Raw genomic sequence first — 9,308 nt, forward strand, 5'->3', positions numbered from 1 at the left:
GTTCGTGCCGCCGTTCGCCACCTGGTACGCGGCGAACTTGTTCGCGATCGTTCCGTTGCGAAATATTCTTCCCGGTGCGCCGCCGCCGGGTTCGATGATCGACCAGGCGCTGGTGCAGTGGGTGCTGCTCGCGCTGGCGACAGCGATGGCGTTGTACATCTACTCCTATGTCCGGCAAGGGGATTGACGCGTCACGACCCGTGGCAGGTGAGTTCGGCGCGCACGATCACGCTGTCGGAGGTCAACAGGTTGGTTTCCACGTCCCCGTAGAACGCGCTGTTGTCCGGGCTCCAATTGGCGGTCTGTACGGTCGTCGCGTAGACCCGTTTGTGCCCAATGGCTTTGGCGTTGTCGTCAGCGTTGAAGTCACTGAGCCGCTGCGGATTTGAGCCGTCGGGGCTCATCGTCCACCAGTCGGTGCCGTGTGACGGGTTGTCGGCGTTGGTCATCCACAGCACCTGCCCATCGGGGGTGTAGCGGGGATGCTCGTTGTAGCTGTTGCCGCGCGTAAGTCGAGTAATTGCACCGGAATTCAGGTCGTAGCGGTAGATCTGGTTGCTCCAGAAGTTGTGGGTTTCGAAATCGCTGGTGAACACCAGAGATGAGGAATCGGCTGAGAAGCCGCCGGTTTCGTTGAAGGCGTCGCCGGTCGGCGACACGGCGCGGACGTTGGACAACGCCGGTGTGCCGTCCGGGCCGACGTTGAAGTCGGCCACCTTGATCGCCCAGAACCCGGCGAACCGATTCGGGTCGAGCGCCTTGGCGGACTTGGTGCGCTCGGTCCATTCGAGCAGCCGCCCGTCAGGAGAGAACTCCGGGATGATCGTGCCGTCGTCCTGATCGGTGGCGACGTCGGTGAGCTGCCAGGCGTGTGAGCCGTCGGCGCTGGCCACCCACAGATCGGAGTAGCTGCCCCAGCCCGGCGTGGCGGTCACCGAGCTGCCCGGATGGATCGACTTCTCGGCGACGAAGGCGATGAACGCCCCCGATGGGCTCCAGACCGGTGTGCCGGTGCTGCGCTGCGGGAAACCGCCCGACCCCGCTCCGAGCTGGACGGGGTCGGAGCCGTCCGGTTTGACCGTATAGATGTGATAGGCGCCGTCGGTGCCCTTGGCGTTGTAGGCGAGCAGGTTCTTGGCCTTCGACCAGTCGGAGCCGAAGGCGTCCCGCTTGAAGACCTGGTAGTTGATCGGCGGCCCGCATCCGGGACGTCCGACGGATTTGCCGGGCGTCGGCTCTGCGAGGCGGCCCTTGACCGGCGGATGGGCGCAGGAAGCGCAGAGAATGATGCAAATAGCTGAGGCAATCTTTGTTCTTTGCGACCAGGACATAGCTGCGACTCTTTCAGTCAGCGGCCGCATTCATCCACAACTCGCGACCCGGCCCAAAAGTTTCCGTCAGTGGACCATGGCATAATCGAACCTATGTTCGATAAACCGATGGCTGCCGCACTTGCTGAGCGGATAGTTGCGGCTTCGCGGGCGGAGAACCGCGCGGCGGGCGAGCGGCTTGCGGCTATTGGGGAATTTGATCTTTTGCGCCTGCGTCAGGTCGGGGAGCGTGAGACCTGGTGCACGGATACCCAAGAGGCGATCGCGGCCGAGGTGGGCGCGGCGTTAAGCGTTACCCAGGCGCAGGCGACCAGTTACCTCTACTACGCCCGGACTATGCGCACACGACTGTCACAGGTGGGTGCGCTACTCCAAGCTGGTGACGTCTCATATCGCATGTTCCAGACGATCGCCTATCGCACCGATTTGATCACCGACCCCGAGGTGATGGCAGCCGTGGATGCGCGGCTCGCGGCCGCGATCCCGCGGTGGCCGGCAATGACGCAGGGTCGTCTGGCCAGTTATGTGGACCGGGTTGTGGCTCGCGCCGATCGTGATGCGGTGCGGCGCCGGCGTGAGCTGCGCGGAGATCGGGAAGTGTCGATCTGGGGCGATGCAGATGGCTTGACCGAGATATTCGGCCGGCTCGTCACCACCGATGCCCACGCGGTCGATGCGCGGCTGGATGCGTTGGCCGCCACGGTCTGTGCGGATGATCCGCGCACCCGCAATCAGCGCCGCGCCGATGCCATGGGGGCCATGGCGGCCGGGGCCGATCGGCTGATGTGTCGTTGTGGGCAGCCGCACTGCTCGGCCGCCGCCACGCCTGCGCCTAGAGCGGTGGTGATCCATGTGCTCGCCGAGCAGGCCACTCTTGACGGGTCTACGCAGACGCCTGGTTCGATGATCGGGTCGGACGCGCTGATCCCCGCCGAGCTGATCGCAGACTTGGCCAAGTCGGCCAAGCTGCGGCCACTGTTCCATCCAGCTGATGCGGCACCGGAGCGTGGCTACGCGCCGTCGCAAGCGTTGGCGGATTTCGTCCGCTGCCGCGATCTGACGTGCCGGTTCCCCGGCTGTGATAAGCCCGCGGTGCGCTGCGATGTCGACCACACCGTCCCCTATGGCGACGGCGGTCCGACACACGCGTCGAACCTCAAATCCCTTTGCCGCCTTCATCATTTGATCAAGACCTTCTGGGGTTGGTGCGATCAGCAGCTTCCCGATGGCACGCTGATCTGGACCGCGCCATCTGGCCAGACTTACGTCACCACTCCGGGTAGCGCCTTGCTGTTCCCCAGTCTCTGCACACCAACCGGCGCGCTAGACCCCACACCTCAGCGGTCGCGGTGCGTCGACCGAGACGCGATGATGCCCAAGCGGCGACGGACCCGGGCCCAACACCGCGCCGACTACATCGCCACCCAACGGCGACGAAACCGCCAAGCGCGCCAATCCGTTTCATGCGGACCCGCGCCACCGTTGGGAGACGACGAACCCCCGCCCTTCTGAGTTCTTGCCGTGGGGGCATGTTTAGCCGTGCAGGTGGTGAGCGCAACCGGCAGCCTGGCGGACGATACTGGACTTGCGAAACCAGTCCGATGGTAAGTCGGAGGATTTTTACATGCCCGCATCGCGTCCGGATAACCACGAGCAGCTACCGCCGCTGGCCGCGGAGGATTACACCTGTGATGTCTGCGCGCTGGTCTATCCGGAGATCACGGTCGACGACGCCGTCGGCGTCATTATCGGCTTGCCGGGTGTGGTCCGGGCGGTGGTCTCCGCTATCTCGCCTGAGGCGTGCCGGAGACAAGGTAGGCAAGTCTGGTCGGTCGCTGAGTACCTTTGCCATCTTCGTGATGTCTACGTGAGCTACACCATCCGACTCCACCGCATCCGCGCGGAAGATCGGCCTGCACTGGAGCCAATGTTCAACGACCTGCGGGCGCGCCGATTCCGGTACAACGATTGCGACATAAATGCCACGCTGGACGAACTGTCTGCAGCTGCCGAGGGTTTCTGCGAGCAAATCGCCCGTATGGAAGAAGGGAACTGGGACCGCATCGCGACGCGTTTGCCCGGCGAGGATCGCACCGCCCGTTGGCTGGTCCGTCAAGCGATGCACGAAGGTATCCATCACCTCGGCGACATCCGGAGAGTCGGCGGCATCAGCGGGTAGTCGGCCGCCGGTAATGGCCGTCGACCAGGAATTTGGCTCTGAGCAGGTCTTCACCTAGACTCTAGGGGTTGCCTTGGGCAGACCTCGGCTGGCATCTCGAAGCTTCATCGTCAGCCCCGCGTGCCTTTCGGTGACGAAGACCATGCACGACAGGTCTGTGGACCATGTCCTCCGGCTCATCCGCGCGTGGGCGTGCATACGTGAACCAGGTCAGGAGATCGAGTGATTCAGCAGGAATCGCGGCTGAAGGTCGCCGACAACACGGGCGCCAAGGAGATCTTGTGCATCCGCGTGCTCGGCGGCTCGGGTAGGCGTTACGCCGGCATCGGCGACGTCATCGTGGCGACGGTCAAAGACGCCATCCCCGGTGGCAACATCAAGCGCGGTGAGGTCGTCAAGGCCGTCATCGTTCGCACCGTCAAGGAGCGCCGCCGTGCCGACGGCAGCTACATCAGGTTCGACGAGAACGCGGCCGTCATCATCAAGCCCGACAACGACCCGCGTGGAACCCGCATCTTCGGGCCGGTTGGCCGTGAGCTGCGGGAAAAGCGCTTCATGAAGATCGTCTCGCTTGCCCCGGAGGTGTTGTAGATGAAGGTGCACAAGGGTGACACGGTCCTGGTGATCGCGGGCAAGGACAAGGGCGCCAAAGGCAAAGTGATTCAGGCTTACCCGACTCGCAACAAGGTGCTGGTCGAGGGCGTCAACCGGATCAAGAAGCACACCGCGATCTCGACCAACCAGCGCGGAGCGCAGTCGGGCGGGATTGTCACGCAGGAAGCCGCGATCCACGTCTCCAACGTGATGGTGGTCGACTCCGACGGCAAGCCCACTCGGATCGGCTACCGGGTCGACGAGGAGACCGGCAAGCGGGTCCGCATCTCCAAGCACAACGGCAAGGACATCTGAGGGCATGACAACTACTGAGAAGGTTCAGCCCAGGCTGAAGACGCGCTACCGCGAAGAGATCCGTGACGCGCTGAACAAGGAGTTCGGCTACGCCAACGTCATGCAGATCCCGGGCGTGGTGAAGGTTGTGGTGAACATGGGTGTCGGCGACGCCGCCCGCGACGCCAAGCTGATCAACGGCGCGGTCCAGGACCTGGCGCTGATCACCGGACAGCGGCCGGAAATCCGCAAGGCACGCAAATCAATCGCGCAGTTCAAGCTGCGTGAGGGCATGCCGATCGGAGCGCGGGTGACCCTGCGCGGCGACCGGATGTGGGAGTTCCTCGACCGGCTCACCTCGATCGCGTTGCCGCGTATCCGGGACTTCCGCGGTCTGTCGCCCAAGCAGTTCGACGGTTCGGGCAACTACACCTTCGGGCTGAGCGAGCAGTCGGTGTTCCACGAGATCGACGTGGACAACATCGACCGGACCCGTGGCATGGACATCACCGTCGTCACCTCGGCGACGAACGACGACGAAGGACGAGCGTTGCTTCGCGGCCTCGGCTTTCCGTTCAAGGAGAACTGACCAGATGGCCAAGAAAGCACTGATCAACAAGAGTCAGCGCAAGCCGAAGTTCGCGGTGCGCGCCTACACCCGCTGCAACAAATGCGGCCGCCCGCACGCGGTTTACCGCAAGTTCGGGCTGTGCAGGATCTGCCTGCGCGAGATGGCACACGCGGGCGAGTTGCCCGGTGTGGCCAAGAGCAGCTGGTAACCCGGCTAACCACGAGACCGTTTTGCAACCACCAGACCAACTCAGAGAACAGGTGCGCAGCAGGCCCGGACCGGGAACCACTGCGAGGAAGGCGACACCGCTGTCATGACGATGACGGATCCGATCGCAGACTTTTTGACACGTCTGCGCAACGCCAATTCGGCGTACCACGATGAGGTGACGTTGCCGCATTCGAAGATCAAGGCCAACATCGCCGAGATCCTCAAGCGGGAGGGTTACATCACCGACTACCGCACCGAAGATGCGCGCGTCGGTAAGGCGCTGACCGTTCAGCTCAAGTACGGGCCGAGCCGGGAACGCAGCATCGCCGGCCTGCGCCGGGTGTCCAAGCCCGGGTTGCGGGTGTACGCCAAGTCGACCGGCCTGCCGCGCGTGCTCGGCGGTTTGGGCGTAGCGATCATCTCGACCTCCTCGGGCCTGCTCACCGACCGTCAGGCAGCCAGACAGGGCGTGGGCGGCGAAGTCCTCGCGTACGTGTGGTGAGAGGGGACTGACATGTCGCGTATTGGTAAGCAGCCGATCCAGATTCCATCCGGGGTCGAGGTTTCCATCGATGGCCAGCAGGTCTCGGTGAAGGGGCCCAAGGGCACCCTGGATTTGCAGGTCGCCGAGCCGATCACCGTGGCGCGCAACGACGATGGCGCCATCGTGGTCACCCGTCCGGACGACGAGCGGCACAACCGTTCGCTGCACGGGCTGTCACGCACCCTGGTGTCCAACCTGGTGACCGGTGTGACGCAGGGCTACACCATCAAGATGGAGATCTTCGGGGTCGGCTATCGCGTTCAGGCCAAGGGCAGCAACCTCGAGTTCGCCCTGGGTTACAGCCATCCGGTGCTGATCACTGCGCCCGAGGGCGTGACGTTCGCGGTCGAGACGCCCACCAAGTTCTCGATCACGGGTATCGACAAGCAGAAGGTCGGCCAGATCGCGGCCAATATCCGCCGTCTCCGCAAGAACGACCCTTACAAAGGCAAGGGCATTCGCTACGAAGGCGAGCAGATCCGCCGCAAGGTCGGAAAGACAGGTAAGTAGTCATGGCGCAATCACAAGCTGGTAGCACCGCGCAAAAGCCGGCGGGGCAGAGCGTTTCCGCCGTTCGGCGCAAGCAGCGGCTGCGTCGCCACGCGCGGCTGCGGAAGAAGATCGCGGGCACCGCGGAGCGTCCGCGCCTGGTGGTGCACCGCTCGTCGCGGCACATCCACGTGCAGTTGGTCAATGACCTCACCGGCACGACCGTCGCCGCCGCCTCGTCGATCGAGGCGGATGTGCGCGGCGTGGACGGCGACAAGAAGGCGCACAGCGTGCGGGTCGGTCAACTGATCGCCGAGCGGGCCAAGGCTGCTGGAATCGAGGCAGTGGTGTTCGACCGTGGCGGCTACACCTACGGCGGGCGGATCGCGGCACTGGCCGACGCTGCCCGTGAAGGTGGATTGAAATTCTGATGGCAAGCAACAACTTTGGAAGGACCGCATAATGGCGGAGCAACCGGCTGGAACGGCCGGCCAGACATCCGGCCCCGCGGAAGGACGCGAGTCTCGGTCCGATGGCCGCGACTCACGCGATAACCGGGGCCGCCGCGATGGTGGTGGCCGTGGCGGTCGCGACCGCGACGGGGACAAGAGCAACTACCTTGAGCGGGTCGTCACGATCAACCGCGTCTCCAAGGTGGTCAAGGGTGGTCGGCGATTCAGCTTCACCGCGCTGGTCATCGTCGGCGATGGCAACGGGATGGTCGGTGTCGGCTACGGCAAGGCCAAGGAAGTTCCGGCCGCGATCGCCAAGGGCGTCGAGGAAGCCCGTAAGGGTTTCTTCCGCGTCCCGATGATCGGTGGGACCATCGTCCACCCGGTGCAGGGCGAGGCCGCTGCCGGCGTGGTGCTGTTGCGACCGGCCAGCCCCGGTACCGGTGTGATCGCCGGTGGTGCGGTGCGTGCGGTACTGGAATGTGCCGGCGTGCGCGACATTCTGTCCAAATCGCTGGGCAGCGACAACGCGATCAACGTCGTGCACGCGACGGTTGCCGCGCTCAAGCTGCTGCAGCGCCCGGAAGAGGTGGCCGCGCGTCGTGGACTGCCGCTGGAGGACGTTGCCCCGGCCGGCATGATGCGCGCCCGCCGCGAAAGTGAGGCGCTGGCCGCCAGCGCCGGCACCGCTCGTGAAGGAACGGCATAACTATGGCCGCAGGAAAAGCAACACAACCGACGCAGCTGAAGATCACCCAGGTGCGGGGCACGATCGGCACCCGCTGGAAGCAGCGGGAAAGCCTTCGCACACTGGGACTTCGGAAGATTCGTCAGTCCGTAGTCCGCGAAGACAACGCTCAGACCCGGGGGCTGATCGCGACCGTCCGCCACCTCGTCGAGGTCGAGCCGGCTGCGGCCGCGTCTGGGGGAGGTAGCACCAAATGACCATCAAACTGCACGACCTGCGTCCCGCGCCGGGTTCGAAAACCAAGCGCACCCGTGTCGGCCGCGGTGAGGGCTCCAAGGGTAAGACCGCCGGTCGCGGTACCAAGGGCACCAAGGCCCGCAAGAACGTGCCGTCCACCTTCGAGGGTGGGCAGATGCCGATTCACATGCGGCTGCCCAAGCTGAAGGGCTTCCGTAACCGCTTCCGCACCGAATACGAGGTCGTCAACGTCGGCGACATCAACCGTCTCTTCCCGAAGGGCGGTTCGGTCGGACTCGAGGAGCTGGTGGCCAAGGGAGCGGTTCGCAAGAACACGCTCGTGAAGGTTCTCGGTGACGGGAAGCTGGCCGTCAAGGTCAACGTCACCGCTCACAAGTTCAGCGGCAGCGCGCGGGAAAAGATCACCGCGGCGGGTGGCTCAGCGACCGAACTCTAAGGCTTGCTACTTCTGCGGTCGTGCGCCCAGCACATCGCGGAACAGGGCTTGACGTAGCAGCAGTTCGCGCGGGTCGCTCCACAGGTGGAAGCCCAACCGGTTCATCACGTAGGCGAAGCCGACTCCGGTGTCGGGGTCGGCGAACCCGAATGATCCGCCGAGCCCCGGTGTGCCGAAGGCTCTGTCGGACGATCCAAATCTGAAGTGCGGCACCGGTTTGCAGTAACCCAGCGAGAACAGTGAGTCGACGTGCAGCACCTTGTCGCGGATCCCGCCGGTCGGCGTGACCGCTGATTTGGTCAGCGCGTCGAGAGTGTCTGCGGTCAAACCGAGTTCGCGTCCGCCGGTAGCCGCGCTGCCGTAGGCCTTGGCGACTGCGCGTGCGGTGCCGATCCCGTTGGCGGCGGGTATCTCGACGGTGCGGATGTCTTCGCGGTTGTAGTCGCGCATCGCGTCGACATCGTTGGGAAGGTTGACGGTTCGGGCGGTCAGGCTGCGCGGATTCAGCAGCGACAGCGTAAGTCGGGGCGGCATCGCGTTCAGATGCAGTAGAGCCTCGGCTCGCGGCCAGCCGTGCAGGTGCGCGACACGATCGCGGTCCACCGTTGCCGGCAGCCCGATGTAGAGATCCAGGCCGAGCGGGGCGGCGACCTCGTCGGCGAAGAACTGACCCAGCGTCCGACCGGCCGGGTCGGTGTGCCGGATCAGTTCGGACTCATACCAGCCGAGGGTCAACGCGTGATACCCGTGCCGGCTGCCCGGCGGCCACGCCGGCGCTTGTGCCGCCAGCGCCGCCGACAGGGTCTCCTGGTCGGTGAGATCGGCGAGCAGAAGCGATGCGTCCAGTGCGGACAGCCCGGCTTGATGTGACAGCAGCTGCCGCACGGTAACGTCGGCCTTGCCGGCTTGCGTGAACTCCGGCCAGTAGTCGGTGACCTTGGCGTCGTAGCTGATCAGCCCGCGTGATGCCGCTACGCTAACCGCCAGGGACGCAATGCCTTTCGTCGTCGAAAACATGTTGACCATGGTGTCGTGCTCCCATGGCGCCTTGGTGAAGCCGTTGCGGTAGCCGCCCCACATGTCGACGACCTTGACTCCGTCGCGATACACCGCGACGGCGGCGCCGACGTCGCGATGTTCGGCGAAGTTGGCCCGGAATGCGTCGGCGACCTTGCCGTAGCCCTGATCGGCGTCGCCCTCGACCAGGTCCGGCGAGACCGCGACTTTGCGACGCATTGAGTCGTTATACCGCGATATGCCCG

Annotated in this window: 15 protein-coding genes; 13 read left to right on the forward strand and 2 right to left on the reverse strand. The window is 64.7% G+C overall.

Annotated features, from left to right (window positions below):
- The coding region (locus VGH54_RS04855) for a DUF4436 family protein (RefSeq protein ID WP_331510811.1) at positions 1-187 on the forward strand (187 nt) is incomplete at its 5' end.
- A gap of 4 nt (positions 188-191) precedes the next feature.
- On the opposite strand, the gene VGH54_RS04860 is transcribed toward VGH54_RS04855, so the two are convergent.
- A complete protein-coding gene (locus VGH54_RS04860; RefSeq protein WP_331510812.1) occupies positions 192-1,331 on the reverse strand; it encodes a hypothetical protein in 1,140 nt (379 codons plus the stop codon).
- A gap of 93 nt (positions 1,332-1,424) precedes the next feature.
- On the opposite strand from VGH54_RS04860, the gene VGH54_RS04865 reads away from it, so the two are divergent.
- The 12 genes from VGH54_RS04865 to rplO all read left to right on the forward strand — a co-directional run bounded on the left by VGH54_RS04865 (position 1,425) and on the right by rplO (position 8,046).
- The gene (locus tag VGH54_RS04865; protein WP_331510813.1) at positions 1,425-2,843 is read left to right on the forward strand and encodes an HNH endonuclease signature motif containing protein; all 1,419 of its coding nucleotides are present in this window, start codon (positions 1,425-1,427) and stop codon (positions 2,841-2,843) included.
- A gap of 73 nt (positions 2,844-2,916) precedes the next feature.
- Positions 2,917-3,510, forward strand: a complete 594-nt coding sequence (locus tag VGH54_RS04870) for a DinB family protein (RefSeq protein ID WP_331510814.1) — start codon at positions 2,917-2,919, stop codon at positions 3,508-3,510.
- 222 nt (positions 3,511-3,732) lie between these two features.
- Entirely contained in the window at positions 3,733-4,101 is a 369-nt protein-coding gene (gene rplN, locus VGH54_RS04875) for a 50S ribosomal protein L14 (RefSeq protein WP_331510815.1), read from the forward strand.
- Entirely contained in the window at positions 4,102-4,419 is a 318-nt protein-coding gene (rplX, locus tag VGH54_RS04880) for a 50S ribosomal protein L24 (protein ID WP_331510816.1), read from the forward strand.
- Between the two features lie 4 nt (positions 4,420-4,423).
- Positions 4,424-4,987, forward strand: coding sequence for a 50S ribosomal protein L5 (gene rplE, locus VGH54_RS04885; RefSeq protein WP_331510817.1), 564 nt, complete (start codon positions 4,424-4,426; stop codon positions 4,985-4,987).
- Positions 4,988-4,991: 4 nt separating this feature from the next.
- The gene (locus VGH54_RS04890) at positions 4,992-5,177 is read left to right on the forward strand and encodes a type Z 30S ribosomal protein S14 (protein WP_331510818.1); all 186 of its coding nucleotides are present in this window, start codon (positions 4,992-4,994) and stop codon (positions 5,175-5,177) included.
- A 105-nt stretch (positions 5,178-5,282) separates the two neighbouring features.
- Positions 5,283-5,681 (forward strand): 30S ribosomal protein S8, encoded by a 399-nt coding sequence (gene rpsH / locus VGH54_RS04895; protein WP_285187343.1) that lies wholly within the window; start codon positions 5,283-5,285, stop codon positions 5,679-5,681.
- Between the two features lie 12 nt (positions 5,682-5,693).
- Positions 5,694-6,233: a 50S ribosomal protein L6 gene (gene rplF / locus VGH54_RS04900; protein WP_331510819.1), complete on the forward strand. Its 540-nt coding sequence runs from the start codon at positions 5,694-5,696 to the stop codon at positions 6,231-6,233.
- Positions 6,234-6,235: 2 nt separating this feature from the next.
- Entirely contained in the window at positions 6,236-6,643 is a 408-nt protein-coding gene (rplR, locus tag VGH54_RS04905; protein WP_331510820.1) for a 50S ribosomal protein L18, read from the forward strand.
- A gap of 31 nt (positions 6,644-6,674) precedes the next feature.
- Entirely contained in the window at positions 6,675-7,373 is a 699-nt protein-coding gene (gene rpsE, locus VGH54_RS04910; protein ID WP_331510821.1) for a 30S ribosomal protein S5, read from the forward strand.
- 2 nt (positions 7,374-7,375) lie between these two features.
- Positions 7,376-7,609 (forward strand): 50S ribosomal protein L30, encoded by a 234-nt coding sequence (gene rpmD, locus VGH54_RS04915; RefSeq protein WP_331510822.1) that lies wholly within the window; start codon positions 7,376-7,378, stop codon positions 7,607-7,609.
- Complete coding sequence (gene rplO / locus VGH54_RS04920; RefSeq protein ID WP_331510824.1) at positions 7,606-8,046, forward strand: 50S ribosomal protein L15; 441 nt, start codon at positions 7,606-7,608, stop codon at positions 8,044-8,046. The genes rpmD and rplO overlap by 4 nt, the downstream gene beginning before the upstream one ends.
- A gap of 6 nt (positions 8,047-8,052) precedes the next feature.
- Here the strand turns inward: rplO and VGH54_RS04925 are convergent, their stop codons facing one another.
- On the reverse strand, positions 8,053-9,282 hold the full coding sequence (locus tag VGH54_RS04925) for a serine hydrolase domain-containing protein (protein ID WP_331510825.1): 1,230 nt from the start codon (positions 9,280-9,282) through the stop codon (positions 8,053-8,055).
- Between the last annotated feature and the right edge of the window lie 26 nt (positions 9,283-9,308).

The sequence above is a fragment of the Mycobacterium sp. genome (genome assembly GCF_036488105.1).
Lineage (GTDB): Bacteria > Actinomycetota > Actinomycetes > Mycobacteriales > Mycobacteriaceae > Mycobacterium.